The sequence below is a fragment of the Pseudomonas sp. Pse1 genome (assembly GCF_024519635.1).
In the GTDB taxonomy this organism is placed as follows: domain Bacteria; phylum Pseudomonadota; class Gammaproteobacteria; order Pseudomonadales; family Pseudomonadaceae; genus Aquipseudomonas.
Genome location: NZ_JALJRO010000030.1, coordinates 24,958 through 49,136, shown reverse-complemented (window position 1 = coordinate 49,136; position 24,179 = coordinate 24,958). Strand labels below are relative to the sequence as shown.

Below are 24,179 nucleotides of genomic sequence, written 5' to 3'. Positions count from 1 at the left end.
CATACATGCACCTCTTACTCATGTTATGCCCGAACACAAAATTTCTGACACCCCCGCCGCCCGACAAAAAAACACATTGAAAGTCCTGTAGGCCAAGATCTGAATAGCCCGTAAATCCCCTACAGGAGCCGTCCACATACACCGTATTGCCGCGCTCCGGCGCCACTCCCTATAGTTGGCGAACGCTTCCCGGAACCCTGCACATGACAAGCCTGACGCCTCCTAACGAGCGCTATAAGCCCCTGACAGCAAACGCGGGCGATGCCCCGGTACTCGTCATCGATACCCAGGCCAACAGCCTAGATTTGCTTGAGGCCGCCCAGCAACGCGTCCGCGCCGCCAGCGAGCTATTGGAAACCCTCTACTGCCTGTGCTTCAACCAGGCTGATGGCAAGGACTTGGCACATGTCGTCAGTGCGTTATACCTGCTGACCCAGGATGGCAGCGACTTGCTGGATGTAGTTCAGCAGCAACTATCAACACCCTAAAAACAGTCATAACCAGACGAAAAACTGACCGTGCCAGACTCGATCATTCCCGCAGGAATGATTCACTCTACTCAATGTCGGACCAAAGGAAGCTTTCAGTGGCCACGCTGGACCCGTTCATCACCCGCCGCCGAGCGCTGCGCAGCAACCTGGGCGACACCCCGATTCTGCTGATCGACACCGAAGCCGATCCACAGGACATCCTGGAAGTCGCCCTGCAACGCATCCGCGCTGCCAGCGACCTGCTCGACGCCCTGCACCGCCAATCCTTCAGCCACGCAGACATCAAGGACATCTCCCATCTCACCCGTGCCCTGCGCCTGCTGACGCTGGACGGCCGCGACCTGTTGCAAGTCGCCCAGCAGCGCTTGCTCGACTGGCAGGCCTCGAGCTGACGACCAGGCTTTGCACCCGGCCTCACCACGCTCTACCATCCAGCCTTACCCCGGACGGATAGCACCATGAATCTCGCTCCCCACTTCCCCGACGACCGCGCCATGCACCTGCTCATGCAGCTGCTGCACGAAGAGCTCGGCCTGCCCGAACGCAAAACCATCAGCCTCGGCACCTGCGTCAATTTCGACCTTGGCTGTGACGGCGCCGACGCCCGGCAGTTGATGGAAGCCCTGGAAGAACAGTTCGATGTCGATCTGAATGACTTCGACAGCCATCGCTACTTCCACCCCGAAGGCCAGGACCTGTCGCTCAAACGCCGCGCCAAGGGGCGTGGCGAAAAGCTGCCGATGACCATTGGCATGCTTTATCAACTGATCAAGACCCAGCACTGGGATACCGCAGAACTGGAGCGCCTGTAATGATGCAGGCAAAAAAAAACCGCCTCGAAAGGCGGTTTTTTCAGTGCATCAGACTAACGCTTACAACTGCGGACCCGCAGCCTTGATCGCGTCGCTCACGTCGAACTTCTTGAAGTTCTCGATGAACAGGCCAGCCAGTGCTTTGGCGGCTTCGTCGTAGGCAGCTTTGTCAGCCCAGGTGGTGCGCGGGTTCAGCAGCTCGGTCTCAACACCCGGCACGGCTTTTGGCACGTCGAGGTTGATGGTGCCCAGGTGCTCGGTCTCTGCACCGACCAGTGCGCCGCTCTGGATCGCTGCAATCACTGCACGGGTAGTCGGGATGCTGAAACGCTTGCCCGAACCATAGCCGCCACCGGTCCAGCCAGTGTTGACCAGGTAGACCTTGGAGTTGAAACCGCGGATGCGCTTGATCAGCAGTTCAGCGTATTCACCAGCCGGACGCGGGAAGAACGGAGCGCCGAAGCAGGTGGAGAAGGTCGACTTGATGCCGCTGCCCGAACCCATTTCAGTCGAGCCCACCAGAGCGGTGTAGCCGGACAGGAAGTGGTAGGCCGCTTGTTCTTCGTTGAGGATCGACACGGGCGGCAGGACGCCGGTCAGGTCGCAAGTCAGGAAGATCACCGCGTTCGGCTCGCCACCCAGGTTCGCTTCCGAACGCTTGGCAACGTGCTCCAGCGGGTACGCCGCACGGCTGTTCTGGGTCAGGCTGACATCGTTGTAGTCGGCGTGCTTGGCATCATCGATAACGACGTTTTCCAGGACCGCACCGTGCTTGATGGCTTTCCAGATGACCGGCTCGTTCTTCTCGGACAAGTCGATGCACTTGGCGTAGCAGCCGCCTTCGATGTTGAAGACAACGCCTTCGCCCCAACCGTGCTCGTCGTCACCGATCAGGTAACGACTTTCGTCAGCCGACAGGGTGGTCTTGCCAGTGCCGGACAGACCGAAGAACAGGGTCACGTCACCCTCTTCACCGATGTTGGCGGCACAGTGCATTGGCAGTACGTCGGCAGCCGGCAGCAGGAAGTTCTGCACCGAGAACATGGCTTTCTTCATTTCACCGGCGTAGCGCATGCCGGCAATCAGCACTTTCTTCTGCGCGAAGTTGAGGATCACGCAGCCGTCGGAGTTAGTGCCGTCACGCTCTGGCACGCACTCGAAGTTGGCAACGTTGAGGATTTGCCACTCTTCACGGCCAGCCGGGTTGTACTGGGCCGGGTTGATGAACAGGCAACGACCGAACAGATTCTGCCAGGCAGTCTGGGTGGTCATCTTCACGGCCAGGTAGTGGTCCGCTGCCGCACCTACATGCACATGGGAAACGAAATGCTCTTGAGCGTTGTTGAACGCTTCAACGCGGTCCCACAGGGCATCGAACTTGTCGGCCGGGAACTTGCGGTTGATTGGGCCCCAAGCGATGGCATCCTGAGTGCTTGGCTCTTCAACGATGAAACGGTCAACTGGCGAACGGCCGGTACGGTGACCGGTGCGAACTACCAGTGCGCCAGTATCGGCAAGCTCGCCTTCACCACGATTGAGGGCTTCTTTAACCAGATCATCAACACTCAGATCGGTGTACACGGCGTTATTGGCTTGCGTCATGAGGTTCCCCGTCGGCCATTGGCCGAGTGCTCCGAACGTTTTGTAGTAGAAAGTCCTGCACTACTACCGTGAAAAAAGTGGGCCGGATTATGCCAGAAAAGCCTGAAAAGAGTAGAGTCCTCCCGTCAGTACGGCGCAAATCCGGCGCAAAGCAGTGAATTCACCTGTGCTGAAGCGTTTTAGTGCCGAGTATCCGATGGCGTATCCACGCCCGCTCCGGAGAACAATTGAGCGATATCGGCCGAATCGAACAGGTAGCGCTGGTTGCAGAACTGGCAATCGATCTCGATGTTGCCACCATGTTCGACGACCAATGCCTGAGCATCTTCCTGCCCCAGGCTGACCAATGCATTGCCCGAACGCTGACGCGAACAGCTGCAATGGAAACGCAACTTCTGCACATCGAACAGGCGTACCTGCTCTTCGTGATACAGGCGATGCAGAACGGTTTCGTTGTCCAGGCTCAACAGCTCGTCTGCCTTCAGCGTGCCGCCCAGGGCCGTCAGATGCTGCCAACTGGCGGCGCGATCTTCTTCATCCTTCAGGCGATCGGCCGGCAGTTGCTGCAGCAGCATGCCGCGGGCGCGACGGCCGTCGGCGCACAGCTGAATGCGCGTGCCAATCTGCTGGGACATGACGAAGTAGTTGGTGAAGCAATCGGACAGGGTTTCACCATCCAGATCGACGACGCCCTGGTAGCGTTGGCCATGTTGCGGGTCGACGGTCAAGGTCAACGAGCCTTCCGGCATCATGTCGGCGAGTGTCGCGCCTGCAGCAATCTTCGCTTCGTCATAGCGCGCCAGACCACGGATTTCACGCTCACTGGAACACTCGATCATCAGCAGCGGAATCGGCCCTTCGGAACGCGCCTGGAGAATCAGCAGGCCATCGAACTTGAGGGTGCCAACCAGCAACGCAGCAGCCGCCATCAGTTCGCCGAGCAACTGCGCAACCGGCTCCGGGTAGGGGTGTTTGGCGAGGACTTCGGCGTAGCTACGCTCCAACGCAACGAGCTCGCCGCGGGTGTCGCTGTCATCGAAGATGAAGCGTTGGGTGAAGTCGGTATCCGGTAGATCAGTCATAGGTCTAGGTATCTGAAGTAATGACAAAATATGTCCAAGGGCTGAAAATCACGACATCGCACTATTTTGGTGCGTGATTTTTTGCCATGGGAGGCATTTTATGAACAATCCGAGTCTGTTCCAAGCAAGGTGGAACCTCGGCCGATTGACGCTGTGTAATTTGATCCCGCTCGCTTTACTGAGTTTCTGGTTATGGCCTGCGGGACAAATGCTGTGTGTAATTTTCGACGAATGGCTTTTTCATCTGCTCAACGATCCGCTGGCGACCAGTGCCAGCTGGCTGCATATCTGGGCAATCGCCAGTCTGCGCCCCTTCGACGCAATAGTCGGCGTCATCCTCCTGGCGCTGCTGATACGCGGCAACTGGGTGTTCAAAGCCAGTGATGTGCGCCGGGCTTTCTTCGGTTTCTTCGCCATCCTGCTGTTGATGCTGGTGATCCGCACGCTGTTCTCCAAAGTCGCCGCCCACCTGGGCTGGCAGCATCAGAGCCCGTCGATGGTGATCGCCGGCGCTGTACAAATGAGCGACTACTTCCCGGGCCTGGAAAAAACCTGGGAGCTCAAGGACCGCTCCAGTCAGAGCTTCCCTGGCGATCATGCGTCCGTACTGATTATCTGGGCCCTGTTCATGGGCCTGTTCAGCCGCACCCTCGGGCAACGGCTGGTGATCTGGGGCCTGGCCGTCGTGTTCATGCTGCCGCGCCTGGTGGCGGGGGCACACTGGGGCCAGGACGACTACATCGGCGGCTTGTTGCTGGCGGTCTGGGCCCTGGGTTGGGGCTACTACACCCCATTCGCCGCCAAGGCGTCGGAACTGTTAATGCGGCTGACGGCACCACTTTTCAAGTTGCTGGGCGCATTACCGGTGATTTCCCGGATGAGCGTGGTGCGTAGCGCCTGACCACAGCCTTACGCCAGGATCGCATCGACAGGTCGCGATCCTGGCTGTTCAGTCCTGGGTGCTGCCCTGGAATTTGAACAGGTCACGACGTTGTTTCTTGCTTGGCTTGCCATCGGTGCTGACGCCCAGGGCTCCCGCCTTGCGCAAAGCTGCGGCGTTCTCGCGCTTGGCGATGCTGGCCTCAGTCTCGCGGTACAGGGTCTGTGCCTCCGGAGCGCCACGGCGAACAATCGAGAGGGCCTGTACGACCACCGTGCGCTCGTCGAAACCGGCGCGAATCTGAAATTCGTCACCGACTCGCGGCTCCTTGCCCGGCTTGCAGCGCTCACCCCGACAATGCACTTTGCCACTCTCGATGGCCGCCTTGGCCAGCGCGCGGGTTTTGTAGAATCGCGCCGCCCACAACCATTTATCGAGACGGACTTTGTCGTCCTCTTCGGTTTTTTGTGCCATGGGATTTCCTCATTCTGAAATATTTCTGAACTGTACTACCGTTTCTGGCGTGCCATGATTTTCACCGGCTCAGCATACAATGCGCGACCTCCTCGGACTGCGTTCGAGGGCCGGCAATCCGGGCTGTAGATATCTGTCGCCTTTTAACCACTATTCTGCGTGAATACCGCTCATTCGTCCGCGTTGCGCGGCGAGCGGGTCTCTCACCGGCTGAGCACATTTGAAGACATTTGACCATTTGACCGTTGTTGGTCTGCGCGAGTGGGTGGCCCTTCCCGACCTGGGAGTCGCCGGCCTGCGAGCGAAAATCGACACCGGCGCCAGTACCTCCAGCCTGCACGCCACGGAGATCGAACCCTTCGAACGCGACGGCGAAAAATGGGTGCGCTTTACCGCGCATCTGGGCACCGTGGTGCAACTGCGGCACCGCCGCTGCGAAGCACCGCTGGTGACCCGCAAGACCATCAAAAGCTCCAACGGCCAGGCCCAGGTTCGCTACGTGATCAGCACCACCCTGGCGCTCGGCGATCGAGTATGGCGAGTCGAGTTCACCCTCGCCTGCCGCAAGTCCATGCGTTATCGCTTGCTACTCGGCTCCAAGGCACTGATCGACGGCCATCTGGTCGTCAATCCCGGCATCAAGTACGTTCAAGACAAGCCGGTGTTCCCGGTGTCCAATCTTTCCCCCACAGGTGTTGCATGAAGATCGCTGTGCTTTCGCGGAACCCGCGTCTGTATTCCACTCGTCGTTTGGTTGAAGCCGGGACCGAGCGCGGGCATGAGATGGTGGTGATCGACACCCTGCGCGCCTATATGAACATCGCCAGTCACAAGCCGCAGATCCACTATCGGGGCAAACCCCTGGAAGGCTTCGACGCAGTGATTCCACGGATCGGCGCATCGGTGACGTTTTATGGCTGCGCGGTTTTGCGCCAGTTCGAAATGATGGGGGTGTTCCCGCTCAACGAATCAGTGGCGATTGCCCGCTCGCGAGACAAATTGCGCTCACTGCAATTGCTCTCACGCCGTGGCATTGGCTTGCCGGTGACCGGCTTTGCCCACTCCCCGGACGACATTCCCGACCTGATCGATATGGTCAACGGCGCGCCACTGGTGATCAAGGTCCTGGAAGGCACCCAGGGCATTGGCGTGGTGTTGTGCGAAACGGCGACTGCGGCGGAGTCGGTGATCGAGGCGTTCATGGGCCTCAAGCAGAACATCATGGTCCAGGAGTACATCAAGGAAGCGGGTGGCGCCGACATTCGCTGCTTCGTGGTCGGCGACAAGGTCATCGCCGCGATGAAACGCCAGGCCAAACCCGGCGAATTCCGCTCCAACCTGCACCGTGGTGGTAGCGCCAGTCTGATCAAGATCACCCCGGAAGAACGCATGACCGCATTGCGTGCCGCCAAGGTGATGGGCCTGTCAGTGGCCGGTGTGGATATCCTGCGCTCCAATCACGGCCCTCTGGTCATGGAGGTCAATTCGTCTCCCGGCCTGGAAGGCATCGAAACCACCACTGGCAAGGATGTGGCGGGAATCATCATTCAGCACCTGGAGAAAAACGGCGGGCCGAATATGACCAGAACAAAAGGAAAAGGATAAGGATAAGAGCAGCTGTGAGCTTTTAGCTGCAAGCAAGGGCCGTACGCGTCGCTCATTCCAGGCGCGGACTGCCTTTGCTCCTGACTTGCAGCTTGTCGCTTGAAACTCACCTCTGCTTTTAAACCGCATCCCTGGGCAACATCAGCCCCAGCGGCAATCGCACCCGCGCTTCGAGGCCGCCACCGGAGCGGTTGCGCAGTTCGACATTGCCGCCATGCATCGCCGCAATACGCTTGACGATGGCCAGGCCCAGCCCGGTACCTTTGCCGCCCCGGGCGCGGTCGCCACGGGTGAACGGGTTGAAGATCGCCTCCAGCTCCGACGGATCGATGCCCGCCCCACGGTCCAGCACGCTCAGCACTACGTAAGGCGCGCTGACGTCGCCCGAGACGTAGGCCGCTACCTCCACACCGCTACCGGCATGGTTCAAGGCGTTGCCAATCAGATTGTTGAGCAGGCGTTTCATCGATACCCGGCGCAGCGGAAATGGCTGGATCGGCTCCAGACGCAGACGTACGCGCTCTTCGTTCTGGTTGTAGGGCGCCGCCACCTCGCGTACCAGGTCACTGAGGTCGACCTCCTCCACCGACTCGTCACGACCGTCACGGATAAACGCGAGGAACTGGTCGAGGATCGCGTCCATGTCCTCGATATCGCGCACCATATCGTCCGTCAGATCGCTGCGGTTACCCATCAACTCCAGCGACAGGCGCAAGCGAGTAAGCGGCGTGCGCAGGTCATGGGAGACCCCCGCCAGCATCAACTCGCGTTCACGCCCGGCCTGCTCGACATCCTCAGCCATCTGGTTAAAGGCGCGATACACCTCGGCCATCTCGCTAGGCGTATCACTGATCGGTAGGCGCACACTGCGCCCCTGGCCCAGTTGCCTGGCCGCATTCACCAGGCGCTTGAGTGGCTGGTTGAGCTGGCTGACGAAAATCCACGCCGAAGCGGTGGATAACAAACCAATGGCCAGGAACCAGCCCAGCACGCTCCAGATTTTCTGCCCGCGCAGCGGATGCGGATACAGCGGCACCTTCAGCCAGCCGTCCCCGAGGCTCGGCGCCCGCACCCAGAGGGCGGGAGGGGCGTGCATGCGCAAGCGCACTTCGGTGTCGCCACCCAGTTCGGCCTGCATCTGCCGCTGATAGATCTCGCTGTATGGCCAGTGCTGCTCGCCTTCGGGCACGCCTGCGCCAACCACGCGGATCAATCCGGCGGCGTCGGCAATTTTGGTTCGGTTGTCTTCATCGGCTGCCCAGTAGGCACGCAGGGTCAGCGCGACGCCGTGGCTGTATTGACGGTCCACCAGCACGTCCTCGTTCATCAACAGATAAACCAGGGTCAGCGCCTTGGAAAACAGCACGACGATCAGCACCAGCCAGAGGGTGCGGGAGAAGAAACTCTGGGGAAACCACACGGGGGTTTTCATGGGAGGCAGCTACACATTTTGCATGAGCGAGAGAGCCTCGCAGAATTGCGGACCGCGAATCAACCGGATAACGCATTATCCGGCGGACCCGCTCCTACAAATCGCCCATCACTTGGTCGCGGTACCGTCCGGAACGAACACGTAACCCACGCCCCAGACTGTCTGGATGTAGCGTGGTTTCGATGGATCAGGCTCGATCATCCGGCGCAGGCGGGAGATCTGCACGTCGATGGAGCGCTCCAGGGCGTCCCACTCACGGCCACGGGCCAGGTTCATCAACTTGTCGCGGGTCAGCGGCTGGCGAGCGTTCATCACCAGCGCCTTGAGCACGGCGAATTCGCCGGTGGTGAGCATGTGCACTTCATCGCCGCGCTTGAGCTCGCGAGTCGCCAGGGACAGCTCGTAATCACCGAAGGTAACGCTCTCGTCCTCGCTACCCGGTGCGCCCGGCACAGGAGCCGATTGGCGACGCAGGACGGCCTTGACGCGCGCCACCAGTTCATCCGGGTTGAATGGCTTGGGCAGGTAATCGTCGGCGCCCAGTTCCAGGCCCTTGATACGGTTCAGCTCATCGTTGCCCTTGGCGGTCAACATGATGATCGGGATCTGGTTGTTCTCCCTACGCAGGCGGCCGCAGGCCGTGAGGCCATCTTCGCCCGGCATCATTACGTCGAGAACAACCAGGTTGAACACTTCACGTGCCAGCAGGCGGTTCATCTGTTCGGTGTTGGGCACCGTGCGGGCGCGATAACCCTTGCCGACGAGAAAACGCTCCAGCAGGCTGCTCAGCCCCGGATCGTCGTCAACAATAAGAATTTTTTCGCCTTCAGCAGTTTGTGCAGTGCTGCTCATTGGATGCTCCTTTGATCTCGGCGCGCATTATGGCGTAGCTGCCGTTATACGTACCGTGTGCATTGTTAGCAGATTTTTCCTCTACCGCCACTCTGACAGGCATTGTGCCTACAGGTCGGGATGCCCCCCGAAGCACGGAACGCTGGTTATAATGCGCGGCGTTTTGTGTCAGGCAACGTCAGATCGTTGCTGCCCCTGGCGACTTTTTATTTTTCATCGCCGGGCAGTAATTGTTCGATTTCACGGGTCAATGGGCTGCCTTTGATCCAGGTAGCGGCGCAGGCCAGGCCGCTCAACCAGACTCGCCGGGCCTTGATCCCTGTGCCCGCGAGCCTGCTTTCACAATTTGTCAGGTGGTTTTATGGACAGCATCAACAGCCGCATCGCCGAGGAACTCGGTGTCCGCCCACAACAGGTCGAAGCGGCCGTCGCGCTACTCGATGAAGGCTCCACGGTGCCCTTCATCGCCCGCTACCGGAAAGAAGTGACCGGCAGCCTCGACGATACGCAACTGCGTCATCTGGAAGAGCGCCTGCGCTACCTGCGAGAACTCGACGAACGGCGCATCAGCATCCTGGCCAGCATCCAGGAGCAGGGCAAACTGACCCCGCAACTGGAACGGGACATCAAGCTCGCCGACACCAAGACCCGTCTTGAAGACTTGTACCTGCCATACAAGCAAAAGCGTCGCACCAAGGGCCAGATCGCCCTGGAAGCCGGCCTCGGCGAGCTGGCCGACGGTCTGTTCAACGACCCGAGCCTGACCCCGGATGTCGAAGCGGCGCGCTTCGTCGATGCCGAAAAAGGTGTCGCCGACGTCAAGGCTGCCCTTGAAGGCGCCAAGTACATCCTCATGGAGCGCTTCGCCGAAGACGCCAGCCTGCTCGACAAACTGCGCAGCTACCTGAAGCAGGAAGCCACCCTCAGCGCCCGCGTCATTGCCGGCAAGGAAGAGGAAGGCGCCAAGTTCCGCGATTACTTCGAACACGATGAACCGCTGAAAAGCATGCCGTCGCACCGCGCGCTGGCGATTTTCCGTGGGCGCAACGAAGGCATCCTCAGTTCGGCGCTGAAAGTCGGCGATGAACTGCCAGGCACCATGCACCCATGCGAAGGCATGATCGGCCAGCAGTTCGGCATCTCCAACCAGAATCGCCCGGCGGACAAATGGCTGTCGGAAGTGGTGCGCTGGACCTGGAAGGTCAAGCTCTACACCCACCTGGAAACCGATCTGCTGGGCGAACTGCGCGATGGCGCCGAAGCCGAGGCGATCAACGTCTTCGCCCACAACCTGCATGACCTGCTGCTGGCGGCTCCGGCCGGTCCACGCGCCACCCTGGGCCTCGACCCGGGCCTGCGTACCGGCTGCAAGGTCGCGGTGGTCGACGCCACCGGCAAGCTGCTCGACCACGCCACGGTCTACCCGCACGTGCCGCACAACAAGTGGGACCAGACCATCGCCGTGCTCGCGGCCCTGTGCGCCAAGCACTCCGTCGACCTGATCGCCATCGGCAACGGCACCGCCAGCCGGGAAACCGACAAGCTGGCCGCCGACCTGATCAAGAAATACCCGGCGATGAAAATGACCAAAGTCATGGTCTCCGAGGCCGGTGCTTCGGTGTATTCGGCGTCCGAGTTGGCGTCCAAGGAATTCCCCGACCTCGACGTGTCGATCCGTGGCGCGGTGTCGATTGCCCGTCGCTTGCAGGATCCACTGGCCGAGCTGGTGAAAATCGATCCGAAATCCATTGGTGTTGGCCAGTACCAGCATGACGTGTCGCAGCTGAAACTGGCGCGCGGCCTGGATGCAGTCGTCGAAGACTGCGTGAACGCCGTCGGCGTCGACGTCAACACTGCGTCCGTGGCGCTGCTGGCACGCATCTCCGGGCTCAACGCGACCCTGGCGCAGAATATCGTCAGTCACCGTGACGAACATGGCGCGTTCAAAACCCGTGCAGCGCTGAAAAAAGTCGCACGCCTGGGTGAAAAAACCTTCGAACAGGCCGCCGGCTTCCTGCGCGTGATGAATGGCGACAACCCGCTGGACTCGTCCGCGGTTCACCCGGAAGCCTACCCGCTGGTGCAGCGCATTGCCGCCGAGACCGACCGCGACATTCGCTCGCTGATCGGCGACAGCGGTTTCCTCAAGCGCCTGGACCCGAAAAAGTACACCGACGAAACCTTCGGCTTGCCGACGGTCACCGACATTCTGCAAGAGCTGGATAAACCCGGCCGCGATCCGCGCCCCGAGTTCAAGACCGCTGAGTTCCAGGAAGGCGTCGAAGACCTCAAGGACCTGCAACCGGGGATGATTCTGGAAGGTGTGGTAACCAACGTGACGGCCTTTGGTGCCTTCGTCGATATCGGCGTGCATCAGGACGGTTTGGTACATATCTCCGCGCTATCCGAGAAGTTCATCAAGGACCCGCGTGAAGCGGTGAAGGCCGGCGACGTGGTCAAGGTCAAGGTCATGGAAGTCGACATCCCACGCAAACGCGTGGGTCTGTCGATGCGCATGAGCGACACCCCGGGCGAGAAGGTCGACGGTGCCCGTGGTGCCCGTCCTGGCTCGGCGCCCCGTCAATCGCAGGGCAACGCGCCACGCAAGGAAACCACGGCGGCAGCACCGAGCAACAACGCGATGGCTTCGCTGTTCGCCAACGCCAAACAGTTGAAGAAGCGCTGATGGAAATCCCTGCCGGGTACACCGAAAGCGCCTTTTTCAAGTTGCTGGGTTGCCGCTTGCACAGCCTCGAAACCGGGGTTGCACAAGTGGCCCTGGAGTGGGTGCCGGAGCTGCGCAACCGTGCCGGGAAACTGCACGGCGGTGCCCTGTTCAGCCTGGTGGACATTGCCATGGGGCTGGCCTGTTCCAGTTCCCATGGTTTTGACCAGCAGAGCGCGACCATCGAGTGCAAGATCAACTACATCCGCGCCGTCGCCGACGGCGAGGTGCTGTGCACGGCCCGGGTAATTCACCCCGGCCGGCGCACGCTGGTGGTCGAGGCCGATGTGACCCAGGGCGACAAATTGGTCGTAAAAGCACAAGGCACGTTCGCTGTCCTGTAGCTAGCCGTCATCAATTTGGGTTAATTTCGGTGCTGTGACCGCAGCACCGGGATTTTCTGTGGGAGCGAGCCTGCTCGCTCCCACAATGGTTTTGATGAGTCGAAAAACAAGGCGAAAACGCCAGTTTCTACTTCACCCTTGTAGACCGTCCGGCCCACCCCCATATTGGGGCGACTGACGCGTGAAGGAATCCAACTTGAGCGAACTTCTCAACCGCCGCCTGGCTCTGCTCGGCGAGCGCGCCCACCTCTCTCTGCTCGAGCAGTGTCTTCACGGAATTGAACGTGAATGCCTGCGCGTGACCGAGGAAGGTCGCCTGGCGCAAACGCCGCACCCTGAAAGTCTGGGTTCCGCGCTGACCAACGAACAGATCACCACCGACTATTCCGAGTCGCTGCTGGAGTTCATCACGCCCGCCCTGCCCGACCCGGCCGACACCCTGGCGAGCCTGGACAGCATTCATCGCTTTGCCTACAGCAAACTCGGCAACGAGTACCTGTGGAGTCCATCGATGCCGTGCCCGTTGCCGGCCGAGGAAGACATCCCGATCGCCTACTACGGCACCTCCAATATCGGGCAGCTCAAGTACGTGTACCGCAAGGGCCTGGCCCTGCGCTACGGCAAGACCATGCAGTGCATTGCCGGGATTCACTACAACTTCTCGCTGCCGGAAAAGCTCTGGCCCCTGCTCAAGCAGGAAGAAGGTTTCGTTGGCAGCGACCGCGATTATCAGTCGGTCGCCTACATTGCCCTGATCCGCAACTTCCGCCGCTACAGCTGGCTGCTGATGTACCTGTTCGGCGCCTCGCCGGCACTCGACGCCGGTTTCCTGCGCGGTCGTGCGCATCAGTTGGAGCAACTGGACGCCGACACCCTGTACCTGCCCTACGCCACCAGCCTGCGCATGAGCGACCTGGGTTACCAGAGCAACGCCCAGGCCGGCCTGACGCCGTGCTACAACGACCTGAACAGCTACACCGACAGCCTGCGCAAGGCCGTCGCCACGCCGTACCCGCCCTACGTCGAAGTCGGCACGCACAAGGACGGTGAGTGGGTGCAACTCAACACCAACATCCTGCAGATCGAAAACGAGTACTACTCCAACATCCGCCCGAAACGCGTGACCTACACCGGCGAGCGGCCGATCCAGGCGCTGATGGCCCGGGGCATTCAGTACGTCGAAGTGCGCCTGCTGGACATCAACCCGTTCCTGCCGCTGGGCATCGACCTGCCGCAAGCGCGCTTCCTCGACGCCTTCCTGCTGTATTGCGCGTTGAACGACAGCCCGCTGCTGACCGGCGACACCTGCAGTAACGCCACCTCGAACTTCCTCAGCGTGGTCAAGGAAGGCCGCCGTCCGGGCCTGCAATTGCAGCGTGACGGTCAGTCAGTGGACCTCAAGGACTGGGCCAGCGAGCTATTGGAAAACATCGCACCGCTGGCGGCTTTACTGGACCAGAGCCATGGCGGCGACGCCCACAGTCAGGCCCTCGATGCACAGTTGGCGAAGGTTCGCGATTCGTCGTTGACCCCGTCTGCCCAAGTGCTGGCGGCGATGAAGCAGCACCAGCAGAGCTTCGCCCAATTCTCCCTGCACCAGAGCGAGGCCCACGCCGAGTTCTTCCGCAGCGAGCCGTTGCCGGCTGAGGAGCAGGCCAAGTTCGAAGAGCTGGCGCGCACTTCACTGCAACAGCAAAGCGAGCTGGAACAGAACGAAGTCGGTGACTTCGATGTGTTTGTCGGTTCGTACCAGGCGAGCATCCTGGCGATCAGCAACTAGCGGTTGAAGGTCCTGCGGACCTCTATCGCGGGAGACCGCTCCCACAGGCTTACAGTGGACCTGTGGGAGCGGTCTCCCGCTTGCGGTTGCCCGCGAAGACAGCACAGCGGACCTTCCTGAAAAACTTCCTCACATAAGCTAATTCGAAAAGGTTATTTATTTTCGGATTCTTAGATCATTTAGTCTCATTACTCGCCGAAACCCCGGCCGCCTGATGAGACCTCGATCATGAAACGACACTTCCCCCTACGCCTCCTGGCGGCCGCGTCCCTGGCGGCTGCAAGCTTCTTCGTTCAAGCGGCAGACTTCACCGTCGCCTACCAGACCACCGTTGATCCGGCCAAAGTGGCCCAGGCCGACGGCAGCTATGAAAAAGCCACCCAGGCCAAGATTGACTGGCGCAAATTCGACAACGGTGCTGACGTGATCACTGCCATCGCCTCGGGCGATGTGCAGATCGGTTACCTCGGTTCCAGCCCGCTGACCGCCGCCATTACCCGCAAAGTACCGGTGCAGACCTTCCTCATTGCCACCCAGATCGGCGCCGCTGAAGCGCTGGTTGCTCGTGACGGTGCCGGGATCAACACCCCGCAAGACCTGATCGGCAAGAAAATCGCCGTGCCCTTTGTCTCCACCGGTCACTACAGCCTGCTGGCCGCGCTCAAGCATTGGAACATCGACCCGTCGAAAGTCACCGTGCTCAATCTCGCCCCTCCTGCAATCATCGCTGCGTGGAAACGCGGTGACATCGACGCCACTTACGTCTGGGACCCAGCGCTGGGCGTCGCCAAGGAAAACGGCAAGGTGCTGATCACTTCCGGTGAACTGGCCAAATTCGGCGCGCCGACCTTCGATGCCTGGATCGTGCGCAAAGACTTCGCAGAGAAACACCCGGAGATCGTCAGCGCTTTCGCCAAGGTCACCCTCGATGCCTACGCCGATTACCGCAAAGACCCACAAGCCTGGCTGACCAATCAAGGCAACGTCGACAAGCTGGTGAAACTTTCCGGCGCCAAGGCCAGCGATATCCCGCTGCTGTTGCAGGGCAACGTCTACCCGTTGGCCGCTGACCAGGTCATCAGCCTCGGCGCGCCGACCACCAAAGCCATCACCGACACCGCCGCATTCCTCAAGGAACAAGGCAAGGTCGAGGCCGTCCTGCCGGACTACGCGCCGTACGTCAGCGCCAAGTTCATCCCCAACTGATCGGAGCGCCCTGCGATGGCCTTGCTACAACTGGAGCGCATCAGCGCACAGTACCCAGGTAACCCGGAACCGGTACTGGCGGATATTTCCCTGACCCTGGGGCCTCAGCAACTGCTGGTCGCCCTCGGCCCATCCGGAAGTGGCAAGACCTCGCTGTTGAACCTGATCGCCGGCTTCGTCGAACCCAGCGCCGGGCGGATCACCCTGGATGAGGTACAGGTCAAAGGCCCGAGCGCCGAACGCGGCGTCGTGTTTCAGGACGACGCCTTACTGCCCTGGCAGGATGTTCTGGCCAACGTTGCTTTCGGTCTGGAACTGGCCGGAATACCCCGTGCGCAACGTGAGGCCCGCGCCCGGGAAATGCTCGCCCTGGTCGACCTCGCCGGCTATGACAGTCGGCGTATCTGGCAGCTTTCCGGCGGGCAGAAACAGCGCGTCGGCCTGGCGCGCGCCCTGGCCGCCGATCCACGTGTGTTGCTGATGGACGAACCTTTCGGCGCTCTCGACGCTTTCACCCGCGAACAGATGCAGGAGTTGCTCCTGCAAGTCTGGCGGCGCACTTGCAAGCCAGTGTTTTTGATTACCCACGACATCGAAGAAGCGGTGTTCCTCGCCACTGACCTGATTCTACTGGCGCCCAATCCTGGACAGATCGTCGAACGGCTGCAACTGGATTTCGGCCAGCGCTATGCCGCCGGCGAATCGGCCCGCGCGATCAAATCCGACCCACGTTTTATCGAAACCCGCGAGCACGTCCTGGCCCGTGTGTTCTCGCAACGCAGCGCCGCCCAGCGGCAGGAGCGCGCATGAGCACTTATGAAATCAGCAGCGCAGCGGCGCCGACCACAGCTCCATCGCGCCCGGGCCGACGCAGCCTGAATATTCGCTGGATCAGCATCCTGACGCTGATCAGCCTGATTGCCCTGTGGTGGGCGGTGACCGCCACCGGCCTGATCGAACCGCTGTTCCTGCCGCCGCCCTCGGCCGTTGTGCAAAAAGGCTGGATGCTGGCGACCAGCGGCTACATGGACTCGACACTGTGGCAGCACCTCGCCGCCAGTCTCCAACGTATCGGCCTGGGCCTCGGCTTTGCGGTACTGACCGCAGTGCCGGTGGGTATTGCCATCGGCCACAACCGTATCGCCCGTGGCGTGCTCGATCCGCTGATTGAGTTCTACCGGCCGATTCCGCCACTGGCCTACCTGCCGTTGATCGTGATCTGGTGCGGTATCGGCGAGCTGTCCAAGGTGCTGCTGATTTACCTGGCGATCTTCGCCCCTATTGCCATCGCAACCGCGACCGGGGTGCGCACCGTTGACCCGGCGAAATTGCGCGCCGCGCAGTCACTGGGCGCCACCCGCAGCCAGTTGATCCGCCATGTGATTCTGCCCAGCGCCCTGCCGGACATTTTAACCGGCGTGCGCATCGGCCTGGGTGTCGGCTGGTCGACCCTGGTCGCCGCCGAACTGATCGCCGCCACCAGCGGCCTCGGCTTCATGGTGCAGTCGGCGGCGCAGTTCCTGGTCACCGATGTAGTGGTGCTAGGGATCCTGGTGATCGCGCTGATCGCCTTTGCCATGGAAATGGGCCTGCGCGCCCTGCAACGCAAGCTGGTGCCATGGCACGGCCAGAGCCATTGAGTTGCACCCTGCCCCCCTTGTAGGAGCGAGCCGGCTCGCTCCTACAGTTTGTAATGAAGAGAATCCCATGAGCAGCCTGACCATCACCCCACTCAGCAGTGCCCTCGGCGCGCAGATCGGCGGCGTCGACATTGCCCAGCCGCTGAACGTCGAACAACGCGACACCATCGAGCAAGCCCTGCTCAAGCATCAAGTGCTGTTCTTCCGTGATCAGCCCGTCACCCCGGAACAGCAGGCGCGGTTCGCCGCCAACTTTGGTGACCTGCACATTCACCCGATCTACCCTAACGTCCCGGAACAGCCGGAAGTGCTGATCCTCGACACCGCCGAAACCGACGTGCGCGACAATGCCGTGTGGCACACCGACGTGACCTTCCTGCCGACTCCGGCGTTAGGGGCGGTGCTCAGTGCCAAGCTGTTGCCCGAGTTTGGTGGCGATACCTTGTGGGCCAGTGGCATTGCCGCCTATGAGGCATTGTCCGAGCCGTTCAAGAGTTTGCTGCAGGGCCTGACCGCGACCCACGACTTCGTCAAATCCTTCCCGCTGGAGCGCTTTGGCAGTACCCCGCTAGCCCTCGCCCAGTGGGAAGCCACGCGCAAGAAAAATCCGCCACTGTCGCACCCGGTCATCCGCACCCATCCAGTGAGCGGACGTCAATCGCTGTTCGTCAATGAGGGCTTCACCACCCGCATCAACGAGCTGTCGGAGACCGAAAGCGAGTCGGTCCTCAAGCTATTGTTCGCCCACGCCACCCGCCCGGAGTTCACCATCCGCTGGCGCTGGCAAACTCATGACGTGGCTTTCTGGGACAACCGGGTGACCCAGCATTTTGCCGTTGACGATTACCGTCCGGCACGCCGGGTGATGCACCGCGCCACGGTGTTGGGCGACGTGCCGTTCTAACTTTTCGGACTGTGCGCCTGAACGCCGCCTATGCTCGTTAGACGGCACAGGAGCGCTCGCCCATGCACACCACCATCATCATCGCGTTCGGCCTGATTCTGCTGGCGCTGATGCTATTCATCGGCCAGCAACTGGGCTTCACGCCCGAGGTCCGGACCTACAGTTTCATCCTGCTGTGGCTGGCGCTGACGACGATCAACGGCGCCATCGGCGTGAAAATCGCCGAGCGCTCGCTGCGCGACGATCTGATGACCGGGTGCATGGTGTTTGCCGTACCGGTGGCCACCCTGGTGCTGTACATGGCCTTGACGGCCAACACCTGAGCAGCCCCGGCACTCGCTCAACGCACCAGATGCAGGAACTGCATGTGCCGCTCGTACTGGTCGAGGATGTCGTTGATGATCTGCTCCTTGGTGTAGCCCATCAAATCGTAATCCTGACTGCCTTCGCTCAAATGCACCTCAGCCCGGTAGTAGCGCCGATTGCGCAGTTCCTTGGGCCCCATCCCGCCACGGGCAAAGGACGGCGTGAAGTAGCCGCGCATCTGCACCTGGTAAATGAACGGATGCTGGTCGCCATGGCCGATCTCCAGGCTGACGCTGTCGTTGGCCGGGTCGGGCTGCGCGATCACGTTCAAGCCCTTCTCGACAAACACCGCTGTGACCTCCTCGATGGCCGGGCGCACCGTCGTGTCGAGGAAGCGATAGACCTCGTCGCGCGACGGGAAGTGCACCGCCTGGCTCAAGCGCTGGCGCCAGCCGCCCTTGCCCCGACGCGAAGCCGAGACCGGCGCCAGCGAATGCATCTGCGCGATTTTCTTCTGCGACTCGAGATAGAACGCCTTGTGCAGCCCCCACATCATCAGCAGCAGAATCATCGAGAACGGCAATGAAGTCAGGACCACCGCCGACTTCAGCGAGTCGATGCTGCCGGCGAACAACAGGGCACTGGTGACCAGCGCCGTCATCGCGCCCCAGAACACCCGCAGCCATTTCGGTCCGTCTTCGTCGGCACTGCCGCCCCTGGCGGACAAGGTCGACAGGACCACGGTACCGGAGTCGGCCGAGGTGACGAAAAACACAAAGCTGATGAACACCGTCACGGCGATCACCGTCTTGCTCCACGGATAGGTTTCCAGCAGCAGGTAGAGGGTCATCGACGGATTGTCGATGGCCGACATGCCCAGCGCGCTCATGCCGTGATTGAGCACCTGATCGATGGCGCTGTTACCGAAGATCGACATCCACGCCAGGGTAAAGCCCAGGGGAATCAACAGCACGCCGAAGACGAATTCACGGATGGTCCGGCCGCGGGAAATGCGCGCAATGAACAGGCCCACGAACGGCGACCAGGCAATCCACCAGGCCCAATAGAACACGGTCCAGCCGCCCAGCCAGTCGCTCGGCTTGTCGTAGGCGTAGAGGTCGAAACTCTTCATCGGCAAGGCGCCGAGGTAGTCGCCGAGATTCTGGATCAGCGTATTGAGCAGGTGCTGGGTGGGGCCGGCGAACAACACGAATAGCAACAGCGCGCAGGCCAGCAGCATGTTGATGTCAGACATCACCCGCACGCCCTTGTCGACGCCGGCGACCGCGACGATGATCGCCGCGCCCATCATCAAGGTGATCAGGCCGACCTGCACCCATTGGGTATGCGCAATGCCGAACAGGTAGTCGAGCCCGGAGTTGAGGTGAAGCACGCCAAAGCCCATGTCGGCACCCAGGCCGAACACGGTGGCGATGATGCCGAAACCATCCACCGCGTAACCGATCGGGCCATTGATGCGCTTGCCGATCAGCGGGTACAGCGCTGAGCGCAGGGCCAACGGCAGGTTATGCCGGTAGGCGAAGTACGCCAGGGCCATACCGACGAAGGCAAACACTCCCCAGCCGTGCAGGCCCCAGTGCAAGAACAGGATCTGCATCGCCTGGCGCGCCGCATCGGCAGTACCGGCTTCGCCCTGGGGCGGCAGCGACAGGTGGGTCAGGGGTTCGGAAACACAGAAGAAAAACAGGGTGATGCTGATCCCGGCAGCGAACAGCATGCCAGCCCAGGACAGGTAACTGAATTCGGGTTCGTCGTGGTCGGCACCGAGCTTGATCTTGCCGTAGCCAGACAAGGCGGTGACCACCACGAAGACCAGATACAGGGTCATCGCCAGCATGTAGTACCAGCCGACCGTATTGGCCGCCCAGTCCTGTGCCGCCAGCAGCCAGGCACCGGCCTGTTGCGGAAAAGCGATGACCACCAGGCCGAAGAGCAGAATGAAGGTCGCGGCGAAGTAAAACACCGGCGGATTCATGCGGATTTGACTGTTTGCAGCAGGAGTGGATGCACTCATGTTCGGTGCACCTTTTGTGGGTGGGACGTGGCTGTAAAAATCGGACTCAGCAAAGGCAAGCCTCCTGTTGTGAGCGGGCAGCGAGCTGCCGGTTTAACTTGAATGAACGTTCAAGTTAAACATGAATAGGGGGCTAAGGACTAATCCCGGGGCTCGACGGCAGCCCCTCGCCAATCGCTATCACGCTCGCAAAGCCCCTGCTGGCAAGGGCTCGCGTCCTTTCGGCAAATACTTATTTCTGCGTCCCGTCATCGTGCTGCAGGTTGGCCTGAGTCAGGTTGCAACCGGCGGGAACGCTGCGGGTCAGCCAGACGTTGCCGCCAATGGTCGAGCCCTTGCCGATGGTGATTCGCCCGAGAATAGTCGCCCCGGCGTAAATCACCACATCGTCCTCGACGATCGGGTGACGCGGGTGACCCTTTTGCAACTGGCCGTCTTCGTCCGCCGGGAAGCGTTTGGCACCCAGGGTCACTGCCTGGTAGATGCGCACCCGCTCACCAATGATCGCGGTTTCGCCGATCACCACGCCGGTACCGTGATCGATGAAGAAACTGCGGCCGATTTGCGCGCCGGGGTGAATATCGATGCCCGTGGCCGAGTGGGCAATTTCCGAACTGATCCGCGCCAGCAACGGTAAACCGGCCCGGTACAAGTGGTGCGCCAGGCGATGGTGGATCACCGCCAGAATCCCCGGGTAGCACAGCAGCACCTCGTCGACGCTGCGCGCCGCCGGGTCGCCGTGGAAGGCCGCCAGCACATCGGTGTCCAGCAGGCTGCGCAGCGCCGGCAACGCCAGGGCGAAATCCTGGATCAGGCTGATGGCGCGTGCGTCGACTTCGCTGTCGACCTGCGCACTCTGCCGGGCGACGTAACGCAACTCCAGGCGGGCCTGGCCCAACAGCGCGTTGAGCGCCACATCCAGGGTATGCCCGACGTAGAAGTCCTCGCTTTCCTCGCGCAGGTCCACCGGCCCCAGGCGCATCGGGAACAAGGCGCCACAGAGCGCTTCGAGAATCTCCGCCATCGCCGCGCGTGAAGGCAGCTCACGGCCGCCCTGCTCGCCGCTGCTGCGACCATTCTGCGTGCGCCACTGGTCGCGGGCTGCGCGCAGTTGGCCAACGATGGTCTGTAATTGCCAATGGCTGGAACGTTCACTCACGGTCAAGACTCCTCACACGCTGCGACCGCACCATAGGGCCGCTGAAATGCCGATCACTGTACGACATCGGCTCAAAACGCGTTTAAGAACGAATTTTCCTGCTCTCAGCACTTTTGGCTATAAGTGATTGACGGTTGCCCGAGTAAATCCCCCTGCCTATAGTCCAGAGACTTCCTACAACCCGTGCGGCCCCATGATCAAACAACAGCTGGCTCGTTTTAACCGTCTGGACCTGCTCAACCACGCCACGCCCCTGGAAAAGCTCGAGCGCCTGTCGAGCTGGCTGGGCCGTGATGTCTACGTCAAGCGTGACGACCTGACGCCGCTGGCCATGGGCGGCAACAAGCTGCGCAAACTCGAATACCTCGCCGCCGATGCGTTGGCCCAAGGCGCCGACACCCTGATCACCGCCGGTGCCATCCAGTCCAATCACGTGCGCCAGACCGCAGCCATTGCCGCGAAACTGGGCCTGGGCTGCGTCGCCTTGCTGGAAAATCCGATCGCGACCGAAGACCCGAATTACCTGGGCAATGGTAATCGCCTGCTGCTGGACCTGTTCGATGCCAAGGTCGAATTGGTCGACAACCTCGACAACGCCGACCAGCAACTGCAAGCCCTCGCCGAGCGCCTGCGCAGCAACGGCAAGCAGCCTTACCTGGTGCCGATTGGCGGCTCGAACGCCTTGGGTGCCTTGGGTTATGTGCGCGCCGGCCTGGAGCTGGCCGAGCAAATCAAGGACACCGGCCTGGAGTTCGCCGCGGTGGTCCTGGCCTCGGGCAGCGCCGGTACCCACAGCGGCCTGGGCCTGGCCCTTGGCGAAGCCCTGCCGGAGTTGCCGGTGATCGGCGTTACCGTGTCGCGCAGCGATGAAGATCAACGGCCCAAGGTCCAGGGCCTGGCCGAGCGCACCGCTGAATTGCTGGGCGTGAATCTGCCGCCAGCGTTCAAAGTGCAACTGTGGGACGAGTACTTTGCCCCGCGCTACGGCGAGCCGAATGCCGGCACCCTGGCCGCCGTGAAACTCCTCGCCAGCCAGGAAGGTCTGCTGCTTGATCCGGTCTACACAGGCAAGGCCATGGCCGGTCTGCTGGATGGCATTGGCCGCCAGCGCTTCGATGAGGGTCCGATCATTTTCCTGCACACCGGCGGCGCCCCGGCGTTGTTTGCCTATGCAGATTCCTTCGCTTGAGCGGAAAGATAGTGGTTATAAGCAAGTAGTTTAATAGTATTTTCCAATCTAAAAGCGGCGTCATATAGTCCCGCCGCAGGCGCAATCGCCGCGGGACGCATACGCTGCTTTAATGCAGGATGCTGCAATCGCTCGATAACCGATGTTGCCTGCTCGATAACAAACGTCTTGATAAAAACACACAGGGGCTTGTCATGAATTTTTCCGCACTACGTCGAAATCTGCTGGTGGGTTCGCTGGGTCTGGCGCTGGGCGCCGGTCTGTTGGGGCAAGCGGTAGCGGGTGAGCAACTGCAGAAAATCAAGGACGCGGGCACGATCAACATCGGCCTTGAAGGCACCTACCCACCCTTCAGTTTCGTCGATGCCGACGGCAAGCTGACCGGTTTTGAAGTCGAGCTTTCCGAAGCCCTGGCGCAAAAACTCGGGGTCAAAGCCAAACTGCAACAGACCAAATGGGATGGCATCCTCGCCGCCCTTGAGTCCAAACGCCTGGACGCCGTGGTCAATCAGGTGACCATCTCCGAAGAGCGCAAGAAGAAGTACGACTTCTCCGAGCCCTACACCGTGTCCGGGATTCAGGCGCTGGTGCTGAAAGACAAGGCAGCCACGCTGAACATAAAGACCGCCGCTGACCTGTCTGGCAAGAAAGTCGGTGTCGGCCTGGGCACCAACTATGAGCAATGGGTTCGTGCCAACGTGCCGGGCGCTGACGTGCGCACTTACGACGATGATCCGACCAAGTTCGCCGACCTGAACAACGGCCGTACCGACGCTATTCTGATCGACCGCCTGGCTGCACTCGAATACGCCAAGAAAGCACCGAAAACTGTCGCCGCCGGTGACGCCTTCTCCCGTCAGGAAGCCGGTATTGCCCTGCGCAAAGGCGAACCTGAACTGCTGGCCGCAGTGAACAAGGCACTGGATGAACTGCGCGCCGATGGCACCCTGAAAAAGCTTTCTGAAAAGTACTTCAACGCTGACGTCACTCAATAATGGAAGCAGCTTTCCAACTCGCACTGGACTCCGCGCCCTTTCTGCTCAAGGGCGCGTACTACACGGTGATTCTCAGCCTCGGCGGGATGTTCTTCGGCCTGCTGATGGGCTTTGGCCTGGCGCTGATGCGCCTGTCACGCCTCAAGCTGGTGAGCTGGATAGCTCGCATCTACGTATCGTTCTTTCGTGGCACGCCGTTGCTGGTGCAACTGTTCGTGATCTATTACGGCTTGCCGCAACTGGGCGTCGAACTGGACCCGCTGCCGGCCGCGCTGATCGGCTTCTCCCTGAACATGGCGGCCTACGCCTGCGAGATCCTGCGTGCTGCCATCAGCTCGATCGAGCGCGGTCAGTGGGAAGCGGCGGCCAGTATCGGCATGACCCGGGCGCAAACCCTGCGCCGTGCGATCCTTCCACAAGCGGCACGCACCGCGTTGCCGCCGCTGGGCAACAGTTTCATTTCGCTGGTCAAGGACACCGCGCTGGCTGCCACCATCCAGGTGCCGGAGTTGTTCCGCCAGGCGCAGCTGATCACCGCCCGCACCTTCGAAATCTTCACCATGTATCTAGCCGCCGCGCTGATCTACTGGGTTCTGGCAACGGTGCTTTCGCACCTGCAGAACAAGCTGGAAGAGCGGGTCAATCGGCATGACCAGGAGTCCTGAC

The 24,179-nt window shown here is 61.0% G+C and carries 24 protein-coding genes; 17 read left to right on the top strand and 7 right to left on the bottom strand.

The features are described from left to right. The first annotated feature begins 203 nt into the window (after positions 1 to 203). From NR126_RS26870 to NR126_RS26860, 3 genes are all read left to right on the top strand, one after another. Positions 204 to 488: a hypothetical protein gene (locus NR126_RS26870; RefSeq protein WP_027617271.1), complete on the top strand. Its 285-nt coding sequence runs from the start codon at positions 204 to 206 to the stop codon at positions 486 to 488. A 98-nt stretch (positions 489 to 586) separates the two neighbouring features. Beyond that, complete coding sequence (locus NR126_RS26865) at positions 587 to 883, top strand: hypothetical protein (RefSeq protein ID WP_027617270.1); 297 nt, start codon at positions 587 to 589, stop codon at positions 881 to 883. A 66-nt stretch (positions 884 to 949) separates the two neighbouring features. Further along, positions 950 to 1,303, top strand: coding sequence for a DUF1493 family protein (locus NR126_RS26860; RefSeq protein ID WP_027617269.1), 354 nt, complete (start codon positions 950 to 952; stop codon positions 1,301 to 1,303). A 60-nt stretch (positions 1,304 to 1,363) separates the two neighbouring features. Here NR126_RS26860 and NR126_RS26855 read toward each other — a convergent pair whose 3' ends face one another. Together NR126_RS26855 and hslO are read right to left on the bottom strand one after the other, a co-directional pair. After that, positions 1,364 to 2,905 (bottom strand): phosphoenolpyruvate carboxykinase, encoded by a 1,542-nt coding sequence (locus tag NR126_RS26855; protein WP_027617268.1) that lies wholly within the window; start codon positions 2,903 to 2,905, stop codon positions 1,364 to 1,366. A gap of 179 nt (positions 2,906 to 3,084) precedes the next feature. Next, positions 3,085 to 3,987, bottom strand: coding sequence for an Hsp33 family molecular chaperone HslO (hslO, locus tag NR126_RS26850; protein WP_027617267.1), 903 nt, complete (start codon positions 3,985 to 3,987; stop codon positions 3,085 to 3,087). A 100-nt stretch (positions 3,988 to 4,087) separates the two neighbouring features. On the opposite strand from hslO, the gene NR126_RS26845 reads away from it, so the two are divergent. Continuing rightward, positions 4,088 to 4,888, top strand: coding sequence for a phosphatase PAP2 family protein (locus NR126_RS26845; RefSeq protein WP_105754109.1), 801 nt, complete (start codon positions 4,088 to 4,090; stop codon positions 4,886 to 4,888). A gap of 48 nt (positions 4,889 to 4,936) precedes the next feature. Here NR126_RS26845 and NR126_RS26840 read toward each other — a convergent pair whose 3' ends face one another. Further along, positions 4,937 to 5,341 carry an RNA-binding S4 domain-containing protein gene (locus NR126_RS26840; protein ID WP_027617265.1) on the bottom strand — a complete coding sequence of 135 codons (405 nt, stop codon included), beginning with the start codon at positions 5,339 to 5,341 and terminating at the stop codon, positions 4,937 to 4,939. A 280-nt stretch (positions 5,342 to 5,621) separates the two neighbouring features. Here NR126_RS26840 and NR126_RS26835 point away from each other — a divergent pair, with 280 nt between their 5' ends. Beyond that, a complete protein-coding gene (locus tag NR126_RS26835; protein WP_256351100.1) occupies positions 5,622 to 6,044 on the top strand; it encodes an ATP-dependent zinc protease in 423 nt (140 codons plus the stop codon). Beyond that, the gene (gene rimK, locus NR126_RS26830) at positions 6,041 to 6,946 is read left to right on the top strand and encodes a 30S ribosomal protein S6--L-glutamate ligase (protein ID WP_010214091.1); all 906 of its coding nucleotides are present in this window, start codon (positions 6,041 to 6,043) and stop codon (positions 6,944 to 6,946) included. Before NR126_RS26835 ends, rimK begins: the two co-directional genes overlap by 4 nt. Before the next feature lie 118 nt (positions 6,947 to 7,064). On the opposite strand, the gene NR126_RS26825 is transcribed toward rimK, so the two are convergent. Both NR126_RS26825 and ompR read right to left on the bottom strand, forming a co-directional pair. Next, a complete protein-coding gene (locus NR126_RS26825) occupies positions 7,065 to 8,378 on the bottom strand; it encodes an ATP-binding protein (protein WP_027617263.1) in 1,314 nt (437 codons plus the stop codon). Positions 8,379 to 8,486: 108 nt separating this feature from the next. Further along, positions 8,487 to 9,230 carry a two-component system response regulator OmpR gene (gene ompR, locus NR126_RS26820; protein WP_027617262.1) on the bottom strand — a complete coding sequence of 248 codons (744 nt, stop codon included), beginning with the start codon at positions 9,228 to 9,230 and terminating at the stop codon, positions 8,487 to 8,489. 361 nt (positions 9,231 to 9,591) lie between these two features. Here ompR and NR126_RS26815 point away from each other — a divergent pair, with 361 nt between their 5' ends. The 8 genes from NR126_RS26815 (at position 9,592) to NR126_RS26780 (ending at position 18,152) form a co-directional block, all read left to right on the top strand. Continuing rightward, entirely contained in the window at positions 9,592 to 11,916 is a 2,325-nt protein-coding gene (locus tag NR126_RS26815) for a Tex family protein (protein ID WP_105754110.1), read from the top strand. Next, positions 11,916 to 12,299: a PaaI family thioesterase gene (locus NR126_RS26810; protein ID WP_256832371.1), complete on the top strand. Its 384-nt coding sequence runs from the start codon at positions 11,916 to 11,918 to the stop codon at positions 12,297 to 12,299. Before NR126_RS26815 ends, NR126_RS26810 begins: the two co-directional genes overlap by 1 nt. A 196-nt stretch (positions 12,300 to 12,495) precedes the next feature. Further along, positions 12,496 to 14,079, top strand: a complete 1,584-nt coding sequence (gene gshA / locus NR126_RS26805; protein WP_027617260.1) for a glutamate--cysteine ligase — start codon at positions 12,496 to 12,498, stop codon at positions 14,077 to 14,079. Between the two features lie 228 nt (positions 14,080 to 14,307). After that, a complete protein-coding gene (gene tauA / locus NR126_RS26800) occupies positions 14,308 to 15,285 on the top strand; it encodes a taurine ABC transporter substrate-binding protein (protein ID WP_027617259.1) in 978 nt (325 codons plus the stop codon). Positions 15,286 to 15,300: 15 nt separating this feature from the next. Continuing rightward, positions 15,301 to 16,095: a taurine ABC transporter ATP-binding subunit gene (gene tauB, locus NR126_RS26795; protein ID WP_027617258.1), complete on the top strand. Its 795-nt coding sequence runs from the start codon at positions 15,301 to 15,303 to the stop codon at positions 16,093 to 16,095. Next, the gene (gene tauC / locus NR126_RS26790; RefSeq protein ID WP_027617257.1) at positions 16,092 to 16,925 is read left to right on the top strand and encodes a taurine ABC transporter permease TauC; all 834 of its coding nucleotides are present in this window, start codon (positions 16,092 to 16,094) and stop codon (positions 16,923 to 16,925) included. The genes tauB and tauC overlap by 4 nt, the downstream gene beginning before the upstream one ends. Positions 16,926 to 16,992: 67 nt before the next feature. Next, positions 16,993 to 17,829, top strand: a complete 837-nt coding sequence (gene tauD / locus NR126_RS26785; RefSeq protein ID WP_256832370.1) for a taurine dioxygenase — start codon at positions 16,993 to 16,995, stop codon at positions 17,827 to 17,829. A gap of 62 nt (positions 17,830 to 17,891) precedes the next feature. Next, the gene (locus tag NR126_RS26780; protein WP_256832369.1) at positions 17,892 to 18,152 is read left to right on the top strand and encodes a hypothetical protein; all 261 of its coding nucleotides are present in this window, start codon (positions 17,892 to 17,894) and stop codon (positions 18,150 to 18,152) included. A 17-nt stretch (positions 18,153 to 18,169) separates the two neighbouring features. Here NR126_RS26780 and betT read toward each other — a convergent pair whose 3' ends face one another. After that, the gene (gene betT / locus NR126_RS26775; protein WP_256832368.1) at positions 18,170 to 20,170 is read right to left on the bottom strand and encodes a choline transporter BetT; all 2,001 of its coding nucleotides are present in this window, start codon (positions 20,168 to 20,170) and stop codon (positions 18,170 to 18,172) included. Between the two features lie 232 nt (positions 20,171 to 20,402). Continuing rightward, complete coding sequence (epsC, locus tag NR126_RS26770; protein ID WP_027617253.1) at positions 20,403 to 21,329, bottom strand: serine O-acetyltransferase EpsC; 927 nt, start codon at positions 21,327 to 21,329, stop codon at positions 20,403 to 20,405. A 193-nt stretch (positions 21,330 to 21,522) separates the two neighbouring features. Here epsC and NR126_RS26765 point away from each other — a divergent pair, with 193 nt between their 5' ends. The 3 genes from NR126_RS26765 (at position 21,523) to tcyL (ending at position 24,178) form a co-directional block, all read left to right on the top strand. Continuing rightward, complete coding sequence (locus NR126_RS26765; protein WP_256832367.1) at positions 21,523 to 22,518, top strand: D-cysteine desulfhydrase; 996 nt, start codon at positions 21,523 to 21,525, stop codon at positions 22,516 to 22,518. 194 nt (positions 22,519 to 22,712) lie between these two features. After that, entirely contained in the window at positions 22,713 to 23,513 is an 801-nt protein-coding gene (tcyJ, locus tag NR126_RS26760) for a cystine ABC transporter substrate-binding protein (protein WP_027617251.1), read from the top strand. Beyond that, positions 23,513 to 24,178 (top strand): cystine ABC transporter permease, encoded by a 666-nt coding sequence (gene tcyL, locus NR126_RS26755; protein ID WP_033865998.1) that lies wholly within the window; start codon positions 23,513 to 23,515, stop codon positions 24,176 to 24,178. The genes tcyJ and tcyL overlap by 1 nt, the downstream gene beginning before the upstream one ends. The last annotated feature ends 1 nt before the right edge of the window (position 24,179 follow it).